Raw genomic sequence first — 23,059 nt, forward strand, 5'->3', positions numbered from 1 at the left:
CCAAACGAGGGCCGTCCGAACACGCAGCTAGCCGAATGTTTTCATAAACGGCTCAGCGCACCGCCTGATTGCCGCGCTTACATGGGGGGCCTGCTCGCACACCTCGGTTGAGCGCGCCAGCACTCGTTCCAGCGCGCCCAGCTGCCCGCGAATCACTTCATCCGGCTGCGCCACATCACAGATCCGAGCGAAGTCCAGTAGCCCCTGCCGCGACGCGAACATCGACTTGTTGCCCACGAGATCCAGCGCCAGTACGTCCTCTGGAATGTAGGCCGTGGTGTTGACGATGTCGTAGGCCGGCGCCAGCCGCGCATCGCGCCGGGTGGGGTCGGAATACAGCAGCCCGAAGTTCTTCAGGTGGGCGTCGCCGTTACCGACGATGCAGCTCAGGGTCACCATGGCGAAGAGCTGGGCCAGCGAGCCCTGCACCTGATCGGGCGGGCAGAACAGGCGGATGGCCTTGGCGATGGCCGAATAGCTCTTGCTGTACTTCTGCTCCGCAGCCAGGCCCATCAGGGCTGCCATGTCCTCGAAGCCGATGGGGTTGAGCTGCTCGTCGCGGTCGAAGCGGCGCATGACGAACAGCCTGGCGTTGGCCGACAGGTAGAACTCCGGCACCGCAAGCCCCGCTTCCTGGGCCACGGACATGCAGAGGAATTCATTGATCGCCAGCCCCGGAAACTCATCCCGGCCACTCTTGATGATCAGGTCGGTGGTTTTCGAGGTAAAACGCTGTGGCGCGGAGTCCTGATGCTCAGGCACCAAGACCTTGGGCTGCACGCCCGAGATGCCGGCACGCAGGATGTAGCGATCGACCAGGCCGGCGAAGATATCTTCCGCACCATCCCAGGCGAGGATTTCCTCCAGCTTTTCTCCCGGGAACTGCTGCCGCTCCAGCAGCGCATCGACCTCCGGTGAATTCACCGTTACACGGCCAATCGGCGCACTGCTGCCAGACAGCGCCAGGAGCAGCGTGGGGTCGACGCTCACCAGCTTGGCCAGGCGGTTGCGCAACTGCTCCAGGACATAGCCTTCCGGCAGGTTCATCTGGAAGATCGGGTGCAGCTCCCGGTGGCGGTATTCATCCAGCCGCACCGGCATGAGCAAGCTGATCGCCGCCTGCGCGCGGGCCCCCTCGTGGTAGCGGAACAGATAATCCCCAGCGCTGGTGAGGATCTTCCCGCTATCGCCCTCTGGCGTCGAAACCTGCAGCACGGCGGCCATCAGTCGAACACTCCCTGGATTTCATCCAGCGTGGGCATCGCGGCGGGTACCACCGCGAACTCACAGTCCAAGGCCCCCAGCACCCGCGCATAGGCCGTCATGCCGACCGACAGGTCGCCCTTCTCGACGGCGATGACCTTCTGCCGAGTGATGCCCGCCAGAGCGGCAAGCCTGGCCTGAGTCAGGCCGAGGTTCAGGCGTCGCTGCCGAACCTGCAGGCCAAGGCGAGTGGTGATGAGGGAATGGTCCATGTCCCGTATACGCAACAAGTCAAGATAAATGTAACGTATACGGAACCAAGAGAAAAATCAAAGCGAGCATTGCCTTTCAAGCCCGAGAGGAGGCCGGGCGCTGCTCTTATGCAGCCTCGACGGTACGAGAGTCGGCACACTGGCGGGACAGTGCCCAGCGCTCACAGATTTCGCTCGAATACGCTTAATCCGCTCTATCGCGTGACTTGCAGTCCACTGAATTTCACTGGGCTTGCAGCGTTTCCAGGCAACCCATAATCCCTTGGCGCTCAGTCCCGGTCCGGCGCGCCGAGCGGGAAGAACGACCGGTAGGGCCGTGCCTCGTCCACCGCACGGGCGAAGGAAGGGCGCTGCAGCAGGCGTTGGCGATAGGCGCGCACGGTGGGGAAGGCCTCACCAATCGACAGGGTCCAGTCGGCGTAGAACAGGAAGGGCGCCGCCGCGCAGTCGGCCAGGCTGAAGCTGGCGCCGGCGGCCCAGGTACGGCCCTGCAGGCGTCGTTCCAGCCAGGCGTAGGCGGTTTCCAGCATGCGCCGCGCTTCGGCCACGCCATAGGCATCGCGATCATCCGGTGAGCGCAAGGCATCGAATACGCACTTCTGCTGCGGGGTGGCGACGTAGTTGTCGAACACCCGGTCCATGAAACGCACCTCCAGGGCCTGCTGCGGGTCGTCCGGGATCAATCGCACCGGCCCCGGATGACGCAGCTGCAGGTGCTCGATGATGATGCTCGACTCTACCACCGCCTGGCCCTCGTCCAGCAGCAGCGGGAAGCGGCGCATGGGCCACAGCTCGGCCAGTTGCGCCATGTTCTGCGGCTGCTCCGGCGCCAGCAGACGGTATTCGAAGGGCGTGTCGTTCTCGTAGAGGGCGATCAGCACCTTCTGGCAGTAGGAGGAGAAGGGGTGGGCGAAGAGTTCGAGGGCCATGCTGCGGGTCTCCATGGGCTGGGGGCTTGCTACTGGTCGAACGGCGCGCGCCTCAATCGACAGCCGGGGCGTTTTCCAGCGCCGCTTCTTCGGCCAGCCAGTCCAGCAGGGCCTTGAGCGCCGGCTGACGCTGGCGACCGGGCACGCACAGCGCGAGGTAGCGGGCCCCGGGCAGGCTGATGTCGCTCCGATAGGGTTGCAGCAGGCCGCTGGCCAGGCTGTCCGACGCCAGTACCGAGCTGGCCAGTACCAGGCCCTGGCCGGCGATGGCCGCCTGCAGGGCGTAGTGCTCGTCCGGGTAGTCGCGGCGGGTGGCGCCGTGTACCCAGTCTTCGCCGGCCCTGTCGGCCCAGGTCTCCCAGGCGGGCAGGCCGGACAGTGGCGCCTCCCAGCCCACGCCGATCAGTTCCGCTTCGCCGGGCAGGCGCTGCAGCAGTTGTGGCGCGGCATAGGCGGCGAAGCGCTCCTCCATCAGGAACTGCTGGTGCAGTTGCGGGTATTCGCCCAGGACGCAGCGGATCACCAGGTCGAGGCTGGCGTCGCGCTCGAGGTCGACCAGTTCGTTGCTGGTCTCGATGCGTACGCGGATACCGGGGTGGCGCCGATAGAAACGACCGAGGCGGGGGATCAGCCAGAGTGCGGCGAAGGCCGGCATGGTGTTGAGGCTGATGCACTGCTCGCCGGGCTGCGGGCGCAGGGTGGTCAGGCAGCGGTCGACTTCCAGCAGGGCGCCGTGCAGATTGCGTTGCAGCTTCTCGCCGGCCTCGGTGAGGCGCACGCCTCGGCCGAGACGCTCGAACAGCAGTACGCCCAGCCATTGCTCCAGTCCGCGGATCTGGTGGGAAACGGCGGTCGGGGTAACGCTCAACTCCAGGGCCGCGGCACGAAAGCTGGCCAGGCGCGCCGCCGACTCGAAGGTGCGCAGCGCGGTGAGGGGCAGGCGGGCAAACATGCGGGCATCATCCTGACTGGTGAATTGATTTCATCCTGGCGAACTATAGGTCATTTGTTGCGAAAACTCGCCCGCCCTAGAGTGGCCGCCAGTGCACGCCATTCCGGGGTTGCCGCGAGGAGGTCGATGAGATGCAGGGGCCGATGAGGAAAGTGACGCAGGCCGTGCTCTATGAGCTGGTCGGGGCGCTGTTCGTGGCCCCGGTGCTGGCGCTGGCCTTCGACAAGGGGCTGGCGCACACCGGCGCACTGGCGTTGTTGCTGTCGTTGCTGGCGTTGAGCTGGAACATGCTGTTCAACAGCCTGTTCGAGTACTGGGAGGGCCGTCAGCGGCTGCGCACCCGGACGCTGGGGCGACGGCTGCTGCATGCCTTCGGTTTCGAGGGTGGCCTGGCGCTGTTGTTGGTGCCGGTCATGGCCTGGTGGCTGGACATCGGCTGGTGGCAGGCGCTGGTCGCCGATATCGGTCTGCTGGCGTTTTTCTTCTTCTACGCCTTTGCCTTCCAGTGGGCCTTCGACCTGCTGTTCGGCGTGCCCGACTCGGCGCGCGAATGTCCGCCAATGGGTGATATCTGCTCATCTCGCAGCGGCTCTTGCGGATAAAAAAATCCCCACGGACAGGAGCTGAGCCGCGGGGACGAGTGGTGGCCGACAAAGGGCGGTGTCGGCCCAGGAGGAACAGCAATCAGGCGCTGGGCTGCCAGCCTCCGCCGAGCGCCTTGTAGATGGCGACTATGCCGCGGTACAGCTCGATCTCGGCCAGGGCCTGGGCGTCCTCGGCGGCCAGGCGCTCGCGTTCGGCATCGAGCAGCACCAGGAAGTCCTCGCTGCCTTCGCGGTAGCGCACCGCGGCCTGGGCCGCCGCCGCGCGGCTGGCCTCGGACTGGCGCACCAGCGAGATCAGGCGCTGCTGGCGCTTGGCGTAGTCGCTGAAGGCGTTTTCCGACTCTTCCAGGGCCAGCAGCACCTGCTGCTCGTACTGGGCCAGGGCGCCATCGGCGTCGGCCTCGGCGCCGCGCAGGCGGGCGCGCACGCTGCCGAGGTCGAAGGCGGCCCAGCTGATGGTCGGCGCCACGCCCCAGGCCCGCGCATCGGCGGCGCCCAATTGGGAGCCGCGGCCGGCGGTAAAGCCGAGGAAGCCGCTCAGGCTGACCTTGGGGAACAGGTCGGCGGTGGCCACCCCGACATTGGCGGTGGCGGCGGCCAGCCGGCGCTCGGCCACGCGCACGTCCGGGCGGCGGCGCAGCAGTTCGGCGGGGTCGCCGATGGGCAGGGCCTTGGCAATGATCGGCAAGGGCTGTGGAGAAAGGTCGACCGTCAGCTGTTCCGGACGCTGGCCGAGCAGGGTGGCGATGCGATTGCGCGCCCGCGCTTCCTCGGCCTGCAGTTGCGGCAGGCTGGCTTCGGTGGCGGCCAGGCGGGCGTCGGCGCGCAGCACGTCCAGCTCGCTGCCGATGCCGGCGTCGCGCAGCTGCTCGGTGAGCGCGCGCGACTCCTGCTGGTTGTTCAGGTTGTCGCGGGCGATGCGCTCCCTGAGCTGGGCGCCGCGCAGATTGCCGTAGGCGTCCACCAGCTCAGCGATCAGGCTGACCTGCAGCTGGTACAGCTCGGCCTCGGCGGCCTCGCTCTGCGCGTCGCTGGCCTCGATGCTGCGCTGGATGCGGCCGAACAGGTCGAGTTCCCAGGCCATGTCCAGGCCCAGGTCGTAGCGCTCCTGACGGATGCGCTGCTCGCTGGTCGGTGGCTGCTGGGCCTTGCCGAACTCGCCGCTGGCGCGGCTGGTGATCACCGGCATCTGGTCGTTGCCGACATCGTCGCGGATGGCGCGGGCGGCGCGCAGGCGGGCGAAGGCCACGCGCAGCTCGCGGTTTTCCTTGAGCGACTGCTGCACCAGCTGACTCAGGGTCGGGTCGTCGAACTGCTGCCACCAGGCCGCTTCGAAGTCGGTGCGGTCGTAGTCACCGGCCTCCAGCGCGGCGATCTGCGCAGGCGCGGTGTCCGGCGCCCGGTAGTCCGGGCCGACGGCGCAGGCGGCCAACATAAAAGCGGGGGCGAGGGCGAGCAGGGCGGGAATCAACGGCTTCATGCATGCACCTCGTCAGCGATCTGGTTGGCCTTGCGCGCCTCGCGCTTCTCCACGAAGGCGCGGATCAGCACGTAGAACACCGGGGTCAGCAGCAAGCCGAAGAAGGTCACGCCGATCATCCCGGAAAACACCGCCACGCCCATGGCATGGCGCATCTCGGCGCCGGCGCCGGACGACAGCACCAGGGGCACCACGCCCATGATGAAGGCGATGGAGGTCATCAGGATCGGGCGCAGACGCAGGCGGCAGGCTTCCAGCACAGCGGTCATACGGTCAAGGCCTTCTTCCTGCTTCTCCTTGGCGAACTCGACGATGAGGATAGCGTTCTTGCACGCCAGGCCCACCAGCACGATCAGGCCGATCTGGGTGAACACGTTGTTGTCGCCGCCGGCCAGGATCACCCCGGTGATGGCGGAGAACAGCACGGTCGGCACGATCAGGATCACCGCCAGCGGCAGGCTCCAGCTCTCGTACTGGGCGGCCAGCACCAGGAAGGCCAGTAGCACGCAGAGCGGGAAGATGAAGATCGCGGTATTGCCGGCGAGGATCTGCTGATAGGTCAGCTCGGTCCACTCGAACGTCATGCCGTTGGGCAGTTCCTCCTTGAGCAGCCGGGCGATGGCCGCCTCGGCCTGGCCGGAGCTGTAGCCGGGAGCCGCCGCGCCGTTGATCTCGGCGGTGAGGAAGCCGTTGTAGTGCATCACCCGGTCCGGCCCCGAGCTGTTCTCGACCTTGACGAAGGTCGACAGTGGGATCATCTCGCCACGATTGTTGCGCACCTTGAGCTGGCCGATCTGCTCGGGCTCCAGGCGGAACTGCTGGTCGGCCTGGACGTTGACCTGATAGGTGCGGCCGAAGCGGTTGAAGTCGTTGGCATACAGCGAGCCCAGGTACACCTGCATGGTGTCGAAGATGTCGCTGATGGCCACGCCGTGGGTCTTGGCTTTCTCGCGGTCGATGGCGGCATCCACCTGCGGCACGTTGACCTGGTAGCTGGTGAACAGCGACATCGGGTTCAGTTCCGGCAGCTGGCGCGCCTTGGCCAGGACGTTCTGGGTCTGCTTGTACAGCTCCTCGTAGCCGAGGCTGCCGCGATCCTGGACCTGCAGGCGGAAGCCGCCGATGGTGCCGAGGCCCTGCACGGGCGGCGGCGGGAAGATGGCGATGTAGGCGTCCTGGATCTCGGCGAACTGGGCATTCAGCTCGGCGGCGATGGCACCGGCGCTCAGCGAGGGATCCTTGCGCTCGTCGAACGGACGCAGCGGGGTGAACACGATGCCGCTGTTCGGGCTGTTGGTGAAGCCGTTGATCGACAGGCCCGGGAAAGCCACGGTGTTCTCGATGCCCGGGTGCTCGGCGGCGATCTCCGACATGCGTTTCATCACCGCCTCGGTCCGGTCGAGGGTGGCGGCATCGGGCAGTTGGGCGAAGGCGACCAGGTACTGCTTGTCCTGTTGCGGCACGAAGCCGGTCGGGGTGCTGGAGAAGCCCAGGTAGCCGAGGACCAGCAGGCCGCCATAGACCAGCAGGGCGATGGAGCTGCCGCGCAGCACGCGCTTCACGGTGCCGACGTAGCCGTGGCTGGCGCGGTCGAAGAAGCGGTTGAACGGGGCGAACAGCCAGCCGCCGAACAGCTTGTCGAGCACGCGGGAGAAGCGATCCTTGGGCGCGTGGTGATCCTTCAGCAGCGCGGCGGCCAGGGCCGGCGACAGGGTCAGCGAATTGAACGCCGAGATCACCGTGGAGATGGCGATGGTCAGGGCGAACTGCTGGTAGAACTGCCCGGTGAGGCCGGAGATGAAGGCGGTCGGCACGAATACGGCGCATAGCACCAGCGCGGTGGCGATGATCGGCCCGGTCACTTCCTTCATGGCCTGGCGGGTGGCCTCGACCGGCGATTTGCCCAGGCCGATATTACGCTCGACGTTTTCCACCACGACGATGGCATCGTCCACCACGATGCCGATGGCCAGCACCAGGCCGAACAGCGACAGGGCGTTGAGCGAGAAGCCGAACAGGTGCATCACGGCGAAGGTGCCGATCAGCGACACCGGCACGGCGGCCAGCGGGATGATCGAGGCGCGCCAGGTCTGCAGGAACAGGATCACCACCAGCACCACCAGCACGATGGCCTCGAGCAGGGTGTGCACCACCGCCTCGATGGAGCCGCGCACGAAGATGGTCGGGTCGTAGACGATTTCGTAGTCCACGCCCTGCGGGAAGCCCTGCTTCAGCTCGGCCATGCGCGCACGCACGGCGTCGGAGATTTCGATGGCGTTGGAGCCGGGGCGCTGGAACACCGGAATGGCCACGGCCGGCTGGTTGTTCAGCAGCGAGCGCAGGGCGTACTGACTGGAGCCCAGTTCGATGCGGGCGATGTCCTTGAGGCGGGTGATCTCGCCGTCTTCGCCGGCGCGGATGATGATGTTCTCGAACTCTTCCTCGCTGACCAGGCGACCCTGGGTGTTGATCGACAGCTGGAAGCTGTTGCCGGCATCCGAGGGCGGCGCGCCGAGGGCGCCGGCGGCGACCTGGCGGTTCTGCTCGCGGATCGCGGCGACCACGTCGCTGGCGGTGAGGTTGCGCGAGGCCACCTGGTTCGGGTCCAACCACACGCGCAGCGAGTAGTTGCCCATGCCGAACAGCTGCACGTCACCCACGCCGTCCAGACGCGCCAGCTCGTCCTTGACGTTGAGCGCGGCGAAGTTGGACAGGTAGAGCATGTCGTAGCGCTGATCCGGCGAGGTCAGGTGCACCACCATAGTCAGGTCGGGCGAAGCCTTGTCGACGGTCACGCCCAGGCGCTGCACCTCGACCGGCAGGGTCGGCATGGTGCGGGTCACGCGGTTCTGCACCTGTACCTGGGCGTTGTCCAGGTCGGTGCCGAGGGCGAAGGTGATGGTCAGGGTCAGCTTGCCGTCGGCGGTGGACTGCGAGGACATGTAGAGCATGCCCTCGACGCCGGTGATGGCCTGCTCCAGCGGTGAGGCGACGGTTTCGCCTATCACCTTGGGGTTGGCGCCGGGGAAGTTGGCGCGCACCACCACGGTGGGCGGCACCACTTCCGGGTATTCGCTGATCGGCAGCTGGAACAGCGAGATCGCACCGGCGATCAGGATCAGCAGCGACAGCACGGCGGCGAAGATCGGCCGCCGGATGAAGAACTGGGAGAAATTCATCTTCGTCTACCTGTGCGGATAGGCATTTTCGGGGAGAGCCGGCCTGCGGCGTGGCTCACCGGACGGTATTCTTGATAAGGCTTGTACCTGACCCGGCCCGTAGGCCCGTAGGCTGGGTTAGCCGCCTCGCGGCGTAACCCAGCGAGCGGTGTACAGGCTGGTTCGCAACGCTGGGTTACGGCCTTTGGCCTAACCCAGCCTAGGGTCAGCTACGCGGCGTGCCGGGCTTGGCGCTTTGCTCGGCTACCTGTGGAGCACGGCTGCCATCGACGGCGCGGCGCAGTTCGGCGAGGCGGGCGAGGGTGCTGTCGTCGGCCATCGGCACGCTTTGCGGATCGACCGGTGCACCGGGCATGGCGCGCTGCAGGCCGTTGACCACTATCTTCTCGCCCTTGGCCAGGCCGCTGCGCACGATGCGCAGGCCCTCCAGCTTCGGCCCGAGTTCGATGGCGCGGTACTGCACGGCGTTGTCCTTGTCGAGCACCAGGACGAACTTCTTGCCCAGGTCGGTGCCGACCGCCTCGTCCTTGATCAACGCGGCCGGGTAGGTGCCGCTGCCGACCAGCTTGAGGCGGGCGTAGAGGCCGGGAGTAAAGCGGCCGTCGCTATTGTCGAACACGGCGCGCCCGCGGATGGTGCCGGTGCGCGGGTTGACCTGGTTGTCGAGGAAATCCAGCTGGCCTGCATGCGGGTGGCCGCTCTCGCTGGACAGGCCGAGGTACACCGGGCTGGCGCCGCGGGCGTCGCCGCCGGCCTGGCGGGCCAGCTCGACGTATTTGAGGAACACGCGCTCGTCGGCGTCGAAGTAGGCGTAGACCTTGTCGGTGGAGACTACGGTGGTCAGCAGCGACTGACCGGCGCCGACCAGGTTGCCAGCGGTGACTTCGGCGCGGCTGACGCGGCCGTCGATCGGCGCGGTGACGCGGGTGAAGCTGAGGTTGAGCAGGGCGTTGTCCAGCTCGGCCTGGGTCGCGGCAACCGCAGCCTGGGCTTCGGTAGCGGCGCTGGCGCGGGCATCGGCCAGTTCGGCGGAGATGGCGTTGCTCTGGCGCAGGCGCTCGCCGCGGCGGGCCTCGTTGGCGGCGCGGGTCTGGTTGGCGCGGGCCTGTTGCAGCTGGGCCTGCAAGCGCTTGACCTCGGCCTCGAAGGGGCGCGGGTCGATCTGGAACAGCAGGTCGCCTTTCTTCACCAGGCTGCCTTCATGGAAGGCGACGCGGTCGATATAGCCGGAGACCCGGGGCCTGACCTCGACGGACTCCGGCGCCTCCAGGCGTCCGGTGAATTCGTCCCATTCGTTGATCGGCTGTTCGATCACTTCGGCGATGCTGACCTTGGCCGCCGGCATCTGTTGCGCGGCTTCCTCGCCCTTGCCGCAGGCGCTCAGCACCAGGGCCGCGGCGATGGCCAGGGGCAGGCGCCAGGAGAGATGAGGTGACTGTTCCATGTTTGACTCCGCCAGTCGGATTTGTGGATGGGCGGAGTCTGCGGGGCGGAGTTTGCAGGTGCGAATCGAACGACCCGAAGGTGACTATCATCCGGAATGATGATTGCTCTGTTTGTATTGATAGTCGGTGCGATGGCCGATTTAGAGCCTTCGCAGCCCGTCAGGCGAGGCTGTCCGGATCGCCGCAGAACATCTGGATGCGCGAGCGCAGCCAGCGCTCGGCGGGGTCGTTGTCCTGGGCGCCGCGCCAGGCCATGTGCAGCTCGAAGGTGCGTGCCGGCAGCGGTAGTTCCTCGGCGCGCAGGCCGCCGGCGGCGGTCAGGGCGGCGGCGGTGTAGTCCGGCACGGTGGCCACTATGTCGGTGCCGGCCAGCAGGGTGCCGAGGCCATTGAACTGCGGCACGGCGAGCACCACGCGGCGCTTGCGTTCGAGCCTCTCCAGCTCCTCGTCGATGAAGCCGGTGAGGTCGCCGGCGAAGGACACCAGCGCATGCGGCCGGGCGCAGTAGTCGTCCAGGCTTACCGCGCCGGGTGCGCTGTCGGCGCGCAACAGCTTGGGCTTGCTGCGCCGCAGCACCTTGCGCTTGGCGTTGGCCGGCAGCTCGTCGGTGTAGCAGACGCCCACGGAGATCTCGCCGGAAGCCAGCAGTCCCGGCATCAGCAGGTAGTTGGCCCGGCGAATCACCAGCACCACGCCCGGTGCCTCGGCGCGCAGGCGGCGCAGCAGCGGCGGCAGCAGGGCGAACTCGACGTCGTCGGACAGGCCGATGCGGAAAACCTGCTTGCTGGTGGCCGGGTCGAAGTCGGTGGCGCGGCTGACGGCGGTGGAGATGGAATCCAGCGCCGGGGAGAGCAGGGCGAAGATCTCGCTGGCCCGCGCGGTCGGCTCCATGCTGCGTCCGGTGCGCACGAACAGCGGGTCGTCGAACAGGCTGCGCAGGCGGGCGAGGGCGGCGCTGATGGCCGGCTGGCCGAGAAACAGCTTCTCCGCCGCACGGGTCACGCTGCGTTCGTGCATCAGCGTCTCGAACACGATCAGCAGGTTCAGGTCGACACGGCGCAGGTCGTTGCGGTTCATCGCGGGCATCCTTTCGGGAATCTGTGAAAGGTGCGGGGCAGAGTCGGCAACGTCAAGTCTTAGGGGTAAATCGATCATCCGCAGTTATGGTGACTATCGACAGGCGCGGGTAGTCTTGCAGGTAAAGCCCGTATAGAGTCCGTGGCCATGAAGATATGTAGGCGAGGTGTGTGATGTCCCGCATGATCCGCTTCCACCAGTTCGGCGATGCCAGCGTGCTGCGTCTGGAGGAATTGCCGACCCCGAAACCCGGTCATGACGAAGTGCTGATCCGTACCCAGGCGCTCGGCGTGGGCTGGCGCGACGTGCTGTGGCGCCAGAGCCTGTCTCCGGACGAGGCCGCGCGGCTGCCCGCCGGTGTCGGCTTCGAGCTGGCCGGGGTGATCGAGGCGGTCGGTCCCGGTGTCGAGGATCTCGCTCCCGGCATGGCGGTGGCCAGTTTCCCGGCCTTCAGCCCCAACCAGTATCCGGCCTGGGGCGATCTGGTGCTGATGCCGCGCTGCGCGCTGACCCGCTATCCGGATGTGCTCAGCCCGGCCGAGGCGGCCGTGCACTACACCCCCTTCATGCTGGCCTACTTCGCCCTGGTCGAGCTGGCCGATGTGCAGCCCGGGCAGCGCGTGCTGATCACCGAGGCCGCCCATTGCCTGGCGCCGCAGGCGGTGCAACTGGCCAAGGCGCTGGGCGCCACCGTGATCGCCGCCACCAGCGAGGGCGATACTCGCGGCTACCTGCGTGAACTGGGTGCCGACAAGGTGATAGACACCGAGGAGCAGGACCTGGTCCTCGAAGTCGAGCGCTTCACCGACGGCAAGGGCGTGGAAGTGGTGCTGGATCAGTGCGCCGGCCCGCAGATGAAGCTGCTCGGCGACGTCGCGGCGACCCGTGGCAAGCTGATCCTGTATGGCGTCAACGGCGGCAACGACGCGGCCTTCCCGGCCTGCGCGGCGTTCAAGAAGCACCTGCAGTTCTTCCGCCACTGTGTGCTGGATTTCACCGGCCAGCCGGAGCTGGGCCTGCAGCGCGACGAGGCGGCGGTGCAGCGCGCGCTGGCCCGTATCAACCAGATGACCGCCGACCGTCTGCTCAAGCCGACCATCTCCAGGCGCTTCGCCTTCGCGGATTTCGTCGCCGCCAACCAGTTCATGGAGACCTGTCCGGCCGGCGGGCGGGTGGTGATGACGCTGGAGTAGCAGGCGCGCGCCCGGCCACTGACACCGATTCGAAATTTGCCGCTTTGGCAGGGCCGTATTTCACAGAAGAACCATTATGCGAAGCGCAAGCCCTGTCCACTTCCGCTGAGTCCTATGCTTCGCATAATGTATATTATGTTAAATTACGTGCTATGCCATAGATGTTCATGAGGCCCCGCGATACAGCGGCTCTTCCCCCTCGGTCTCCACGCTTGTGGCACAACCCGGCCTCTTGCCTCTGGCATCCCTCTTTGCCGTCGCCCCCAAGCGCTCATCTAACCTCGAAAGGCTAAGCCGGCGCTCAGTGCCAGATGGCGCCCCTATCGGAGGGTTTCACTACTAATCTGATCAAGTCCGGTCAGATTTGTTACAGCAGCGCTGTAACCAGAAACATCCGTTCATTCTCGCGTCGACGGAGGAAAACCACGGATGGATGACGAACAGGCATTGCTCAAGCGGCTCAGGCAGGGCGACAAGGATGCCCTGGGGAGTGCGATCCAGTTGCATCATGCCTTTCTGGTCACGATGGCCACTCCCCTGGTGGGGCGCGAGTTGGCCAAGGATGTCGCCCAGGAGACCTGGGTCAAGGCATTCTCGGCCATCGCCAAATTCGAAGGCCGCTCAAAGCTGCGGACCTGGCTTGCGCGCATAGCCATCAACGAAGCCCAAGCCATCCTGCGCAAGACGGGCCGCGAAATACCCCTCGATGGTTGGGGCAAGGACAGTGGCTCCCCCATCGGCTCCCGCTTCAATGCCCAAGGTGCCTGGGGCAGCCCACCCACGCCATGGCACCGCGATACACCGGAGGCGTTGCTGACCGAGGCAGAGCTGTACGAGTGCATCAACAAGCACCTGCACAGGCTGCCCAACGACCAGCAAAGCGTGGTGCTGATGCGCGAGCTGGGCGGCCTGGACTATGCGGAGATCGCCCGCGCGCTCAACCTGAGCGAAGGCAATATTCGCGTCCTGCTGCACCGCGGGCGGCAGCGCATGCATGCCATGCTCAACCATTTCGAGGAGGCGGGAACATGCTGACCTGCCGGGAAATGTCGGAGCTGAGCTCAGATATCATGGAGGGCCGCCTGAGCCTGAGGAGTCGCTGGGCGGTGTTCATGCATTTACGCATGTGCCCACGCTGCAAGCTCTACCTTAAACAGTTGCAGCTGACCTCCGAGGTGCTGCAAAAACTGCCGCTGGCAGATGGCCAGGTCGACAGCTCGGCCATCATTCAGCGACTACGCAAGGCGGATGACTGAGTGCGCCGTACCTCGATGTCGCGCCCCGAGCGCCAGGGTGCCCCGCCATTTGCCCATAAACGACAGCATCGGCGGGCTCTACCCGGTTAGCACTGGCTACCCCTCCATCGCGCACAAGTGAGCCGACGATGAATGCCATCCTCGAGTCCGAATTGACCTGTCCGCAGTGCGGCTTTGCCTGGAAGCAGGCTATGCCGACGGATGCCTGCCAGTTCTACCAGGAGTGCCCGTCCTGCCGCGCCCTGTTGCGTCCCAGACCGGGTGACTGTTGCGTGTTCTGCTCCTACGGCTCGGTGCCCTGCCCGCCGGTCCAGCTACGGCGAGGCCCCTGCGGATGCTGCACAGATGGCGGCCGGTGATACGACTCCTCCTGTAGAGCGGCACCAGGACGAGGGTTCGGCACACGCATCGCGGGCGGGTACATCCCTGTGCCCGCCTCCCGAAACGCGGCTTCCCTTGGCTGGCGCCCCACGCATCAATGCGGACTACCGTAGATGGCGCGATCCCGCAGGATAGGCGACTTATAGGACGGTACCGACGTGCCGCTCGGAGTCTCCCGCGCGTCCTCCCGGGTGCCGGCCGCGGTTGGCTGTTCCTCGATGAGATCGGCGAAACGCTGGCTATCGTCCAGACGATCTCGCGCAGCGAGCGACTCTTGAATGCGTTGACGGTTGACGATGAGGCGCTCGCTGCCGCCCTCGGCCAGCATCAGCCGGGCGTGCTGGTCGCTCCAGAATGGGCTGGCCTCAGACGCATGAGCCGGGACGGCACCGAAACCCGTCAGCAAGGTCGCTAGAGTGGTCGTGGCGATTAGAGTTTTCATGATTTCATCCTCCAGAGATGTCCTACACCCCTCCGATGGTCAATCGGCCCCGTTGTTACATGGTTGTCCCTGCGAGCCTTGTGAATACCGGGAGATCCCGCTGCCTTTTGCAGGGCGATCTGCTATCGTCGCGCGGTGCCCCAATGGTGATCGCCCGTGCGTCGAACCGGATTAGTCCTGCTGCTGATGGTCAGCCTCGTGCTGCCGAGCTTCGCCGGCATGGCTTTCGGCATGCCGGCCCAGCATTGCCCGATGCAGAGCCAGGAACCGGCGCTGGCGGATGCGCCCTGCTGCGAGCACATGGACGAATCCAGCGGAATGTCCGCTAAGAAGTCCTGCAAGTCGGGCCTGGAATGCAAGAGCGGTGGGCTCGTACAGACCTCCGCGAGCAAGACTCTCACCCCGATCCCTTCACGTCCCGCGGCGGCGCCGAGCCCGGCGGCCATCGAGCGCGAGCCCGCCGGGTTCTGGCGCCCTCCTCGCTTCGCCTGATGCCCTGATCCCCCGCGCCTGCGCCGCAGGCGCCGTCGCTCCGCGCATGCCGCGTCGGGGCGACTCCGATCAATCGCATTGGAGACGAAAGCATGTCCGCTTTCCCTTTCCCACGCCGTGCGCGCCTGGGCGTGCCGACGGCCGCGCTCTGGGCTGTCCTTTCCGTTGGCGCCCAGGCGCAGCCCCTGACCTTCGCGCGGGCGCAGGCACTCGCCGAGCAAGGCGCGCCCGACAACCTCGCGCGCCAGGCGCAGCTCGCTTCGGCGCGGCAGGCGCTGGAGCCTGCATCCGCCCTGCCCGATCCGCGGCTGATCCTCGGCATCGACAATCTGCCCCTCGAGGGGCCGGATCGTTACAGCCTGAACCGCGACTTCATGACCATGCGCCGCATCGGGTTCATCCAGGAGGTTCCCAATGGCGACAAGCGCCAGGCGCGCCGCCAGCTGGCCGAGGCCTCCGTGCTGCGCGCCGAGGCCGAGCAGCGGGTCATGCAACTGGAGATCAAGCGGCAGACGGCGGCGAGCTGGCTGGATGTGCATTACGCCGAGCGCAGCCGCGAACTCTTCGATGAACTGGATGAGCAGGTCGCCACGCTGCGCTCGACCGTGCAGGCGCTGATCGCCGGCGGCCGCGCGCAACCTGGCGAGCTGTTGCGCGCCGACCAGGCGGCGCTGGCCCTGCAGGACCGCCGCGACGAGCTGGAGCGCGATGTGGCGCTGGCCCGGGCCAGGCTGCGGCGCTGGATTGGCGACGAGGCCGAGCGGCCCCTGGCGGGCGACGCGCCCAGCCTGGGCCTGGCGATGCCGCCAGCGCGCCAGCGCCTGGTCCGCCACCCCGAGCTGCGCGCCGCCGCGGCCCGGGTCGGCGAAGCCAGCGCCGAGCTGGCCGAGGCAGTCGCCGAGAAGACCCCCGACTGGGGCGTGGAGCTGGCCTACAACGACCGCGACAGCCGCTTCGGCGACATGCTGATGCTGCAGTTCAGTTTCGACCTGCCGCTGTTCGTCGGCACCCGTCAGGGACCCAGGATCGGCGCCAAGCAACAGGCCATGGCGCAGCTGGAGGCTGAGCAGGAGGCGCTGCTGCGCGCCCACCGGGCCGCGCTGGAGAGCGGCCTGGCCGAGCTGGAACAACGGCGCAGGGCGCTGGCGCGCAGCGACGACGAGCTGATTCCGCTGGCCAGCACCCGCGCCGAGCTGGAGCTGGCCGCCTACCGCGCCGGTAACGGCACGCTGACGGCCGTCATCGAGGCCCGGCGTGAGCTGATCGAGGCCCGGCTGCGGCGCATCGAGCAACAACGCCAGCTGAGTCAACTCGGCGCCAGCCTGCATTACGCCTATGTGGAGGGCCTGCAATGAAACAGGGTTTCACCCTCGCCTGGCTGGCCAGCGCCGGGATCGCGGCCGGCGCCGGTTACTGGCTGGCCCGGCAGACTCAGAATGAAGCCGCTGACGCGCCGGCGCCGGAGCGCGCGGTGCTCTACTGGTACGACCCGATGTACCCCACGCAGCATTTCGACCAGCCGGGCAAGTCGCCCTTCATGGACATGCAGCTGGTGCCCAAGTACGCCGGCGCCTCGCAGGATGCCTCCGCCCTCAGCGTGCCCGCCCAGGCGGTGCAGAGCCTCGGCATGCGCACCGCGCCCGTGGTCCGCGGCGTGCTGCCCAGCGCCATCGAGGCGGTCGGCAGCCTGGCCTATAACCAGCGCGAGGTGGCCAACCTGCAGGCGCGCGCCGGCGGCTTCGTCGAGCGGGTCTATGACCGCGCCCCCGGCGACGTGCTGCCCGCCGGCGCGCCCCTAGTCGACCTGCTGATACCCGAATGGTCGGCGGCCCAGCTGGAGTTCCTGGCCGTGCAGCGCAGCGGCGACGCCCGCTTGATCGCGGCGGCGCGCGAGCGCCTGCGCCTGCTTGGCATGCCGCCGGAGCTGATCGAGCAGGTGCGCCGCAGCGGCGCTCCCCGGGCGTTGCACACCCTCACCACGCCCATCGCCGGCGAGCTGCAGGCGCTGACGGTGCGCGCCGGAATGAGCGTGGCGGCCGGGCAGGAACTGGCGCGGATCAACGGGTTGTCCAGCGTCTGGCTGGATGTGGCGGTAGCCGAGGCCATGGCCGGCGAGATTCGCCTCGGCGCGGATGTCCGCGCCAGCCTGACGGCCTTCCCCGGGCAGCATCTACAAGGCCGCGTCATCGCCCTGCTGCCGAGCGCCGACCCGCAGACCCGCACGCTCACCGTGCGCAGCGAGCTGGCCAACCCCGAGGGCAGGCTGCGCCCCGGCATGTTCGCCGCCGTACGCCTCGACGCCGGCGACCCGCGCCCCGTGCTGCTGGTGCCGAGCGAGGCGGTGATCCGCACCGGCAAGCGCGCACTGGTGATGCTGGCCGAGGGCGACGGGCGCTACCGGCCCCAGGAGATCCGCCTGGGCCGCGAGGCCGACGGGCGCCTGGAGGTGCTGTCCGGCCTCAGGGAGGGCCAGTCGGTGGTCGTCTCCGGGCAGTTCCTGATCGACTCCGAGGCTAGCCTGCAGGGCATCCTCGCCGGGGGACTGCACCAGGCCCATGGCGTGATCCGCAGCCTGGACGCCCATCAGGTCACCTTGGAACACGGGCCTTTCGAGAGCCTGGACATGCCTGCCATGACCATGAGCTTTGCGCTGGCCAGCCCCGAGGTGGCCGGCGGTCTTGCGCCCGGCGACGCGGTGCGCATCGGCGCCCGGCAGACCGACGCCGGCCTGCTGATCGAGCGGCTCGACAAGGAAGGAGAGCGGCCATGATCGCGCGTCTGATTCACTGGTCGATCGGCAACCGCTTCCTGGTGCTGCTGGCCACCCTGTTCGTCACCGCCCTGGGTCTGTGGTCGCTGCGCAGCACGCCGCTGGACGCGCTGCCGGACCTGTCCGACACCCAGGTCATCATCCGCACCAGCTTTCCCGGCCAGGCGCCGCAGATCGTCGAGAACCAGGTGACCTACCCGCTGACCAGCACCATGCTCTCGGTGCCGGGGGCGAAGACGGTGCGTGGCTACTCGTTCTTCGGCGACTCCTTCGTCTACGTGCTGTTCGAGGACGACACCGACCTGTACTGGGCGCGCTCGCGGGTGCTGGAATACCTCAACCAGGCCCAGGAGCGCCTGCCCGAGGGCGTCACCACCACCCTCGGTCCGGACGCCACTGGCGTCGGCTGGATCTACCAGTACGCCCTGGTCGATCGCAGCGGCCGGCACGACCTCGCCCAGCTGCGCGCGCTGCAGGACTGGTTCCTCAAGTACGAGCTCAAGAGCCTGCCCAACGTCGCCGAGGTGGCCAGCCTGGGCGGCATGGTCAAGCAGTATCAGGTGCTGCTCGACCCGCAGAAGCTGGTCGCCTACGGGGTGACTCAGCAGGAAGTGGCAGCGGCGCTGAGGAGCGCCAACCAGGAGGCCGGCGGCGCCGTTCTCGAACTGGCCGAGCGCGAGTACATGGTGCGCGCCTCGGGCTATCTGCAGAGCCTCGACGATTTCCGCAACGTGCCGCTGCGGGCAACGGCAACGGGAGTGCCGGTGCTGCTGGGCCAGGTGGCCAGCGTGCAGCTGGGGCCGGAAATGCGCCGCGGCATCGCCGAGCTGGATGGCCAGGGCGAGGTGGTCGGCGGCGTGGTGATCCTGCGTTCCGGCAAGAACGCCCGCGACACCATCGCCGCGGTGAAGGCCAGGCTGGACAGCCTCAAGGCCAGCCTGCCGGCCGGCGTCGAGCTGGTCAGCACCTACGATCGCTCCGCGCTGATCGAGCGCGCCATCGACAATCTCGCCGGCAAGCTGCTGGAAGAGTTCGTCGTGGTCGCCCTGGTCTGCCTGCTCTTCCTCTGGCATCTGCGCTCGTCGCTGGTGGCGATCATCACCCTGCCCCTGGGCATCCTCATGGCCTTCATCGTCATGCGCCAGCAGGGCATCAACGCCAACATCATGTCGCTCGGCGGCATCGCCATCGCCATCGGCGCCATGGTCGATGCCGCCGTGGTGATGATCGAGAACGCGCACAAGCACATCGAGGCCTGGCAGGCCCGGCATCCCGGCGCGCGGCTGCAGGGCGAGGCGCACTGGCGGGTAATGGCCACGGCCGCGGCCGAGGTCGGCCCGGCGCTATTCTTCTGCCTGCTGATCATCACCCTGTCGTTCCTCCCGGTGTTCACCCTGGAGGCCCAGGAGGGGCGCCTGTTCGGCCCGCTGGCCTTCACCAAGACCTACGCCATGGCCGCCGCCGCCGGGCTCTCGGTCACCCTGGTGCCGGTGCTGATGGGCTACTGGATTCGCGGGCACATCCCCAGCGAGCGGCAGAACCCGCTGAACCGCTGGCTGATCGCGGCCTACCGGCCGGTGCTGGAATGGGTGCTGGCCTGGCCGAGGGCCACGCTGGCGCTGGCCCTGCTGGTCTTGCTCGGCAGCCTCTGGCCGCTGACCAGACTCGGCGGCGAGTTCCTGCCGCCCATGGACGAGGGCGACCTGCTGTACATGCCCTCCGCCCTGCCCGGCCTGCCGGCCAGCAAGGCCAGCCAGTTGCTGCAGCAGACCAACCGTATGATCCTGCGGGTGCCGGAAGTGGCGCGGGTGTTCGGCAAGGCCGGGCGCGCGGAAACGGCCACCGACCCGGCGCCGCTGGAGATGTTCGAGACCACCGTGCAGTTCAAGCCCCGCGAGCAGTGGCGCCCGGGCATGACGCCGGACAAGCTCATCGAGGAGCTGGACCGCGCGGTGCGGGTCCCGGGGCTGTCCAACATCTGGGTGCCGCCGATCCGCAACCGCATCGACATGCTCGCCACCGGGATCAAGAGCCCCATCGGCGTGAAGGTGGCCGGCACCTCGCTGGCGACCATCGAGCGCATCAGCCGCGAGGTCGAGGTCGTGGCCAAGCAGGTGCCCGGGGTGAGTTCGGCGCTGGCCGAACGCCTCACCGGCGGGCGCTATGTGGACATCCAGATCGACCGCCTGGCCGCTGCGCGCTATGGCCTGAGCATCGCCGACGTTCAGGCGGTGGTGTCGGGCGCCATCGGCGGCAGCAATGTCGGCGAGACGGTCGAGGGGCTGGCCCGCTTCCCGATCAACCTGCGCTATCCCAAGGAGTGGCGCGACAGCCCCGAGGCCCTGCGCCGCCTGCCGATCCTCACCGCGTCCGGCCAGCAGATCACCCTGGGTACAGTGGCCAGCATCGGCCTGAGCGAGGGGCCGCCGATGCTGCGCAGCGAGAATGGCCGGCTGGCCGGCTGGGTCTATGTCGATGTGCGTGGCCGCGACCTGGCCTCGACCGTGCGCGAGCTGCAACGGCGCGTGGCCGAACAGGTGCGCCTGGACGCCGGCATGACGCTGTCCTACTCCGGGCAGTTCGAGTTCCTGGAGCGCGCCAATGCCCGCCTGGCCTGGGTGGTGCCGGCGACCCTGCTGATCATCTTCGTGTTGCTCTATCTGATCTTCGCGCGCTTCGGCGAGGCCCTGCTGATCATGGCCACCCTGCCCTTCGCCCTGTCGGGCGGCATCTGGCTGCTGTACGGCTTCGGCTTCAACCTATCGGTCGCCACCGGCGTGGGCTTCATCGCCCTGGCCGGCGTCTCGGCCGAGTTCGGGGTGATCATGCTGCTGTACCTGAAGAACGCCTGGCAGGCGCGCCTGGAGGCCGGCCAGGGCGACGCCGAGGCCCTGCGCGAGGCAATTCGCGAGGGCGCCGTGCTGCGCGTGCGGCCCAAGGTGATGACGGTGGCGGTGATCATTGCAGGCCTGCTGCCCATCCTCTGGGGTGACGGTGCCGGCTCCGAGGTGATGAAGCGCATCGCCGCGCCCATGGTCGGCGGCATGCTCAGCGCGCCGCTGGTGTCCATGCTGGTCGTGCCGGCGGCCTATTGGCTGATGCGGCGCCGCAGACCATCGCGCCATTCGGCCCTACTGGCGGAGGATTGAGCGGGAAATCATGCGTCTACTGCAGCCTGGCGCTTCGGTTCGAGGTAACGCTGGCTATATTGCTCCGGCAATCAGGCAGGCCATAGCTGCACAGCGCCGGAAGCAAGACGGAATCCGCTGGGGCCGTAATACTCCGAACGCATGCGGCTCTTCAGCTCGTCCTGATTTGCTGCGCATTGGGTTCACACAGCTAGTCAGCCCGGCAGCTTCATCCTGAAACAGGCGCCGCCCAGCTCGGAGTCCTCCAGTTGCAACTCACCGTCGTAGCTGTCGAGGATGTCCACCACCACGGCGGTGCCTATGCCCTGCCCCGGATGTTGGCTGTCCAGCCGTTCGCCGCGCTGGAGAATGCGCGCCCGCTGATCGACGGGGATGCCGGGGCCGTCGTCCTCCACCAGCAGCTCGCAGCCATCGGCCGTCGCTCGTGCGCCGACGCGGATCTGCCCCAGGCACAGTCGGTAGGCATTCTCCAGCAGGTTGCCGAGCAGCTCGAACAGCGCGCCGCGCTCCATGGGCACGCACAGCTCGGCGGGAAAGTCGCGCCACACCCGCACGCGTTTGTCGCGGTAGACCTTGTCCAGCGCGCCGCAGAGGGTCTCCAGGGTCTGCGCCAAGGGCTCGCGGTGGCGCACCAGGCCGCTCTTGCGCAGGCTGGCGCGCTGCAACTGGTAGTCCACCTGCTGGCTCATGCGCTCCACCTGGCTCTGCAACACGCGCGCCTGCTCCCGTTCGGCCAGCGCCTCGCCGACCCCCTGCAACACCGCCAGCGGCGTCTTCAGACTGTGCGCCAGGTCGCCGAGCGAATCGCGGTAGCGCTCGCGCTGGCGCCGCTCGCCGTCGAGCAGACGATTCAGCGAGTCGGTCAGGCGCAGCAGTTCGCGAGGATGCTCGCGGCTGAGGTGATCGCGGTTGCCGCCCTCCACTTCGTCCAGTTCGCGACTCAAGGCCCGCAGGCTGCCGAAGCCCCAGGTCAGGCCCAGCCACAGCAGGCCGAGCAACACCAGCAGCGCGCCGCCCAACCATAGCCAGAGCTGGCGGCCGAGGCCGTCGAGCATGGCCTGGTATTCGCTGGCCGGCTGCATGGTGACGATGCTGTAGGCGGCGGCCTGGCCGCGTAGCAGATCCACTTCCAGGTCGTAGACGAAGAACTCCACGCCACGCTCATCGTGCAGGCGGGTGAAATCGTAGCCCTCGCCGTCATAGCGGGGCCGGTAGTCGATACGCTCGTCGCCGCTGGAGGGTGAGCGCCAGAGCAGTGTGCCGTCGCGGTCGTAGATGAAGCCGAGCAGCTTGGATTCGAGCAGGTTGAACTCCTCGTCCGGCAGGCGTTCGGGCATGCTCAGGCGGCCGCTCTCGATGCGCGCGGCGGAGATCAGGGTGGCGGCGTCGGCCGCCAGGCGCTGCTCGATGACGCCCTCCAGGGCGCTGCGAAAGGCGCCTTGCAGCACCGGCAACAGGGCCAGCATGAACAGTGCCGCGAGGGTGGCGGCGCCGAGCATCAGGCGAACCCGCAGCGAGCGGATCATCGGCAGCGCTCGGTGAACAGGTAGCCCTGGCCGCGCACCGTGTCGATCGGCTTGAGCGCGCAGGCGCTCTCCAGCTTGCGCCGCAGGCGTCCGACCAGCACCTCGATGACGTTGGGGTCGCGCTCGTCGTCGCCCTCGTACAGCTGCTCCATCAGGCGATCCTTGGACACCACCTGCTGCGGGTGCAGCATCAGGTATTCGAGGATGCGGTACTCGAAGGCGGTGAGCGCCAGCGCCTGCTCGTCGACCAGGGCCTGTTTGCGGTTGAGGTCGAGCCTGAGCGGGCCGGCCTCGACACTCGATTGCACCAGGCCGACCGAGCGGCGCAGCAGGGCATGCAGGCGCGCCTCCAGTTCCTCGAACTGGAACGGCTTGACCAGGTAATCGTCGGCGCCGGCGGCCAGCCCCTCGACCTTGTCCTGCCAGTTGCCGCGGGCGGTGAGGATCAGGATCGGCAGGCCGTGGCCCTGGCTGCGCAGCTGGCGGATCAGGTCCAGCCCGCCCATGCCGGGCAGGCCGAGATCGACTATGGCGATGTCGTGGTTGAACTCCCGGGCGCGATACAGTGCCTCCTCTGCATCGGCCACCGCGTCCACCACGAAGGTGCGCTCGCCGAGGCGGGTGTGCAGGTGATGGCGCAGCAGCGCCTCGTCCTCGACCAGCAGAATCTTCATGCGTCTATTCCTGCGCGAGACCGGGCTAACGCCC

20 protein-coding genes are annotated in these 23,059 nt (G+C 67.6%); 9 read left to right on the plus strand and 11 right to left on the minus strand.

The window, feature by feature from the left end:
• Positions 1 to 27: 27 nt before the first annotated feature.
• The 4 genes from AAFN46_RS05335 to AAFN46_RS05350 form a co-directional block, all read right to left on the minus strand.
• Positions 28 to 1,224 (minus strand): type II toxin-antitoxin system HipA family toxin, encoded by a 1,197-nt coding sequence (locus AAFN46_RS05335; RefSeq protein ID WP_347807656.1) that lies wholly within the window; start codon positions 1,222 to 1,224, stop codon positions 28 to 30.
• The gene (locus AAFN46_RS05340; protein WP_347807657.1) at positions 1,224 to 1,475 is read right to left on the minus strand and encodes a helix-turn-helix domain-containing protein; all 252 of its coding nucleotides are present in this window, start codon (positions 1,473 to 1,475) and stop codon (positions 1,224 to 1,226) included. The genes AAFN46_RS05335 and AAFN46_RS05340 overlap by 1 nt, the downstream gene beginning before the upstream one ends.
• Before the next feature lie 269 nt (positions 1,476 to 1,744).
• Complete coding sequence (locus AAFN46_RS05345) at positions 1,745 to 2,404, minus strand: glutathione S-transferase family protein (RefSeq protein ID WP_347807658.1); 660 nt, start codon at positions 2,402 to 2,404, stop codon at positions 1,745 to 1,747.
• A gap of 52 nt (positions 2,405 to 2,456) precedes the next feature.
• Entirely contained in the window at positions 2,457 to 3,356 is a 900-nt protein-coding gene (locus AAFN46_RS05350; RefSeq protein WP_347807659.1) for a LysR substrate-binding domain-containing protein, read from the minus strand.
• Between the two features lie 131 nt (positions 3,357 to 3,487).
• On the opposite strand from AAFN46_RS05350, the gene AAFN46_RS05355 reads away from it, so the two are divergent.
• Entirely contained in the window at positions 3,488 to 3,958 is a 471-nt protein-coding gene (locus tag AAFN46_RS05355) for a PACE efflux transporter (RefSeq protein ID WP_347807660.1), read from the plus strand.
• A gap of 82 nt (positions 3,959 to 4,040) precedes the next feature.
• Here the strand turns inward: AAFN46_RS05355 and AAFN46_RS05360 are convergent, their stop codons facing one another.
• The 4 genes from AAFN46_RS05360 to AAFN46_RS05375 all read right to left on the minus strand — a co-directional run bounded on the left by AAFN46_RS05360 (position 4,041) and on the right by AAFN46_RS05375 (position 11,142).
• Positions 4,041 to 5,441 carry a TolC family protein gene (locus tag AAFN46_RS05360; RefSeq protein WP_347807661.1) on the minus strand — a complete coding sequence of 467 codons (1,401 nt, stop codon included), beginning with the start codon at positions 5,439 to 5,441 and terminating at the stop codon, positions 4,041 to 4,043.
• On the minus strand, positions 5,438 to 8,620 hold the full coding sequence (locus AAFN46_RS05365) for an efflux RND transporter permease subunit (RefSeq protein ID WP_347807662.1): 3,183 nt from the start codon (positions 8,618 to 8,620) through the stop codon (positions 5,438 to 5,440). The genes AAFN46_RS05360 and AAFN46_RS05365 overlap by 4 nt, the downstream gene beginning before the upstream one ends.
• Before the next feature lie 205 nt (positions 8,621 to 8,825).
• The gene (mexE, locus tag AAFN46_RS05370) at positions 8,826 to 10,064 is read right to left on the minus strand and encodes a multidrug efflux RND transporter periplasmic adaptor subunit MexE (RefSeq protein ID WP_347807663.1); all 1,239 of its coding nucleotides are present in this window, start codon (positions 10,062 to 10,064) and stop codon (positions 8,826 to 8,828) included.
• 160 nt (positions 10,065 to 10,224) lie between these two features.
• Positions 10,225 to 11,142, minus strand: a complete 918-nt coding sequence (locus AAFN46_RS05375) for a LysR family transcriptional regulator (protein ID WP_347807664.1) — start codon at positions 11,140 to 11,142, stop codon at positions 10,225 to 10,227.
• Between the two features lie 173 nt (positions 11,143 to 11,315).
• Here AAFN46_RS05375 and AAFN46_RS05380 point away from each other — a divergent pair, with 173 nt between their 5' ends.
• The 4 genes from AAFN46_RS05380 to AAFN46_RS05395 all read left to right on the plus strand — a co-directional run bounded on the left by AAFN46_RS05380 (position 11,316) and on the right by AAFN46_RS05395 (position 13,950).
• Entirely contained in the window at positions 11,316 to 12,335 is a 1,020-nt protein-coding gene (locus AAFN46_RS05380; RefSeq protein WP_347807665.1) for a zinc-dependent alcohol dehydrogenase family protein, read from the plus strand.
• Positions 12,336 to 12,764: 429 nt separating this feature from the next.
• The gene (locus AAFN46_RS05385; protein ID WP_347807666.1) at positions 12,765 to 13,370 is read left to right on the plus strand and encodes a sigma-70 family RNA polymerase sigma factor; all 606 of its coding nucleotides are present in this window, start codon (positions 12,765 to 12,767) and stop codon (positions 13,368 to 13,370) included.
• On the plus strand, positions 13,364 to 13,591 hold the full coding sequence (locus AAFN46_RS05390) for a zf-HC2 domain-containing protein (RefSeq protein ID WP_347807667.1): 228 nt from the start codon (positions 13,364 to 13,366) through the stop codon (positions 13,589 to 13,591). The genes AAFN46_RS05385 and AAFN46_RS05390 overlap by 7 nt, the downstream gene beginning before the upstream one ends.
• A 128-nt stretch (positions 13,592 to 13,719) precedes the next feature.
• On the plus strand, positions 13,720 to 13,950 hold the full coding sequence (locus AAFN46_RS05395) for a GDCCVxC domain-containing (seleno)protein (RefSeq protein WP_347807668.1): 231 nt from the start codon (positions 13,720 to 13,722) through the stop codon (positions 13,948 to 13,950).
• Positions 13,951 to 14,066: 116 nt separating this feature from the next.
• On the opposite strand, the gene AAFN46_RS05400 is transcribed toward AAFN46_RS05395, so the two are convergent.
• On the minus strand, positions 14,067 to 14,414 hold the full coding sequence (locus AAFN46_RS05400) for a hypothetical protein (RefSeq protein ID WP_347807669.1): 348 nt from the start codon (positions 14,412 to 14,414) through the stop codon (positions 14,067 to 14,069).
• 156 nt (positions 14,415 to 14,570) lie between these two features.
• On the opposite strand from AAFN46_RS05400, the gene AAFN46_RS05405 reads away from it, so the two are divergent.
• From AAFN46_RS05405 to AAFN46_RS05420, 4 genes are all read left to right on the plus strand, one after another.
• Positions 14,571 to 14,906 carry a hypothetical protein gene (locus AAFN46_RS05405; protein ID WP_347807670.1) on the plus strand — a complete coding sequence of 112 codons (336 nt, stop codon included), beginning with the start codon at positions 14,571 to 14,573 and terminating at the stop codon, positions 14,904 to 14,906.
• 92 nt (positions 14,907 to 14,998) lie between these two features.
• Positions 14,999 to 16,261 (plus strand): TolC family protein, encoded by a 1,263-nt coding sequence (locus AAFN46_RS05410; RefSeq protein ID WP_347807671.1) that lies wholly within the window; start codon positions 14,999 to 15,001, stop codon positions 16,259 to 16,261.
• The gene (locus AAFN46_RS05415) at positions 16,258 to 17,676 is read left to right on the plus strand and encodes an efflux RND transporter periplasmic adaptor subunit (RefSeq protein WP_347807672.1); all 1,419 of its coding nucleotides are present in this window, start codon (positions 16,258 to 16,260) and stop codon (positions 17,674 to 17,676) included. Before AAFN46_RS05410 ends, AAFN46_RS05415 begins: the two co-directional genes overlap by 4 nt.
• A complete protein-coding gene (locus AAFN46_RS05420; protein ID WP_347807673.1) occupies positions 17,673 to 20,825 on the plus strand; it encodes an efflux RND transporter permease subunit in 3,153 nt (1,050 codons plus the stop codon). The genes AAFN46_RS05415 and AAFN46_RS05420 overlap by 4 nt, the downstream gene beginning before the upstream one ends.
• Positions 20,826 to 21,019: 194 nt before the next feature.
• Here the strand turns inward: AAFN46_RS05420 and AAFN46_RS05425 are convergent, their stop codons facing one another.
• A complete protein-coding gene (locus tag AAFN46_RS05425; protein WP_347807674.1) occupies positions 21,020 to 22,351 on the minus strand; it encodes an ATP-binding protein in 1,332 nt (443 codons plus the stop codon).
• Positions 22,348 to 23,025 carry a response regulator gene (locus tag AAFN46_RS05430; RefSeq protein WP_347807675.1) on the minus strand — a complete coding sequence of 226 codons (678 nt, stop codon included), beginning with the start codon at positions 23,023 to 23,025 and terminating at the stop codon, positions 22,348 to 22,350. Before AAFN46_RS05430 ends, AAFN46_RS05425 begins: the two co-directional genes overlap by 4 nt.
• Positions 23,026 to 23,059: the final 34 nt, after the last annotated feature.

Source organism: Pseudomonas sp. CAU 1711 (assembly GCF_039888625.1).
In the GTDB taxonomy this organism is placed as follows: Bacteria; Pseudomonadota; Gammaproteobacteria; order Pseudomonadales; family Pseudomonadaceae; genus Aquipseudomonas.

What these genes read in the sequence shown, in the direction of transcription:
- AAFN46_RS05335 (WP_347807656.1), bottom strand. Translation starts at nt 1,224, where the DNA reads ATGGCCGCCGTGCTGCAGGTTTCGACGCCAGAGGGCGATAGCGGGAAG.
- AAFN46_RS05340 (WP_347807657.1), bottom strand. Translation starts at nt 1,475, where the DNA reads ATGGACCATTCCCTCATCACCACTCGCCTTGGCCTGCAGGTTCGGCAG.
- AAFN46_RS05345 (WP_347807658.1), bottom strand. Translation starts at nt 2,404, where the DNA reads ATGGCCCTCGAACTCTTCGCCCACCCCTTCTCCTCCTACTGCCAGAAG.
- AAFN46_RS05350 (WP_347807659.1), bottom strand. Translation starts at nt 3,356, where the DNA reads ATGTTTGCCCGCCTGCCCCTCACCGCGCTGCGCACCTTCGAGTCGGCG.
- AAFN46_RS05355 (WP_347807660.1), top strand. Translation starts at nt 3,488, where the DNA reads ATGCAGGGGCCGATGAGGAAAGTGACGCAGGCCGTGCTCTATGAGCTG.
- AAFN46_RS05360 (WP_347807661.1), bottom strand. Translation starts at nt 5,441, where the DNA reads ATGAAGCCGTTGATTCCCGCCCTGCTCGCCCTCGCCCCCGCTTTTATG.
- AAFN46_RS05365 (WP_347807662.1), bottom strand. Translation starts at nt 8,620, where the DNA reads ATGAATTTCTCCCAGTTCTTCATCCGGCGGCCGATCTTCGCCGCCGTG.
- mexE (WP_347807663.1), bottom strand. Translation starts at nt 10,064, where the DNA reads ATGGAACAGTCACCTCATCTCTCCTGGCGCCTGCCCCTGGCCATCGCC.
- AAFN46_RS05375 (WP_347807664.1), bottom strand. Translation starts at nt 11,142, where the DNA reads ATGAACCGCAACGACCTGCGCCGTGTCGACCTGAACCTGCTGATCGTG.
- AAFN46_RS05380 (WP_347807665.1), top strand. Translation starts at nt 11,316, where the DNA reads ATGTCCCGCATGATCCGCTTCCACCAGTTCGGCGATGCCAGCGTGCTG.
- AAFN46_RS05385 (WP_347807666.1), top strand. Translation starts at nt 12,765, where the DNA reads ATGGATGACGAACAGGCATTGCTCAAGCGGCTCAGGCAGGGCGACAAG.
- AAFN46_RS05390 (WP_347807667.1), top strand. Translation starts at nt 13,364, where the DNA reads ATGCTGACCTGCCGGGAAATGTCGGAGCTGAGCTCAGATATCATGGAG.
- AAFN46_RS05395 (WP_347807668.1), top strand. Translation starts at nt 13,720, where the DNA reads ATGAATGCCATCCTCGAGTCCGAATTGACCTGTCCGCAGTGCGGCTTT.
- AAFN46_RS05400 (WP_347807669.1), bottom strand. Translation starts at nt 14,414, where the DNA reads ATGAAAACTCTAATCGCCACGACCACTCTAGCGACCTTGCTGACGGGT.
- AAFN46_RS05410 (WP_347807671.1), top strand. Translation starts at nt 14,999, where the DNA reads ATGTCCGCTTTCCCTTTCCCACGCCGTGCGCGCCTGGGCGTGCCGACG.
- AAFN46_RS05415 (WP_347807672.1), top strand. Translation starts at nt 16,258, where the DNA reads ATGAAACAGGGTTTCACCCTCGCCTGGCTGGCCAGCGCCGGGATCGCG.
- AAFN46_RS05420 (WP_347807673.1), top strand. Translation starts at nt 17,673, where the DNA reads ATGATCGCGCGTCTGATTCACTGGTCGATCGGCAACCGCTTCCTGGTG.
- AAFN46_RS05425 (WP_347807674.1), bottom strand. Translation starts at nt 22,351, where the DNA reads ATGATCCGCTCGCTGCGGGTTCGCCTGATGCTCGGCGCCGCCACCCTC.
- AAFN46_RS05430 (WP_347807675.1), bottom strand. Translation starts at nt 23,025, where the DNA reads ATGAAGATTCTGCTGGTCGAGGACGAGGCGCTGCTGCGCCATCACCTG.